1 pseudogene is annotated in these 683 nt (G+C 46.7%); it reads right to left on the reverse strand.

Going from position 1 to position 683, the window contains the following annotated elements:
* Nucleotides 1–524: pseudogene (locus R8N47_RS25460) on the reverse strand (bifunctional glutamine synthetase adenylyltransferase/deadenyltransferase); the annotation flags it as partial.
* Nucleotides 525–683: the final 159 nt, after the last annotated feature.

The following is a 683-nucleotide window of genomic DNA, read 5'->3' on the forward strand; positions in this document are numbered from 1 at the left end:
GAAGAGAAATTCAGTTCGCCGCCGCCTAGCTTGCCCATCCCAATGATCAACATCGGTTGAGCTTCACCCTCTGCATTTGTTGGCGTTCCCCATTCTGCGCAGCAAATTTTGTATTGCCATTGGTATGTCTCAAAGATCATCGCCTCTGCCAATTGGGACAAATGACGTAATGACTCTTCAAGTGTCCAAGCATGTAAGAAGTCTTTCCACGCGATGTAGACCATTTCTCGATTTCGGAACTGACGCAGAACGCGATGACCAGACATTTCATCTGGGCATTCTGCCAATAAAGCGGCCAGACGGGTGCGATAAGCTTGGTGTCGGCTAAGCTCACTTAACATCGTTGGTAACTGCTGCGCGAGAGCCTCGTCACGGTGAATGGTTTCCGTAATAAATTGGCTCAACGCCGAGACGTAATGAAACTGCTCTACGACCTCATTTGGCCATGATTGAAGGTAACCCGCTTCTTGGGCATTTTGAACGGCAGATTCGGCGACAGAGACCAGTGACGAAGGCAGCTGCATGTTTCTTCCTTGTGTGAAAAGCACGGTGATTCATTCTTTATACCAGACTTAAAGCAAATAAAAACGCCCACAAAAGGTTTGTGGGCGTTTTATCAAATCCAATTCGCTTTATACGCTAAATGACTTAATCTTCTTATCTAGCTCTTCGGCGTTACTTTG

The organism is Vibrio sp. 2132-1, from assembly GCF_033344315.1.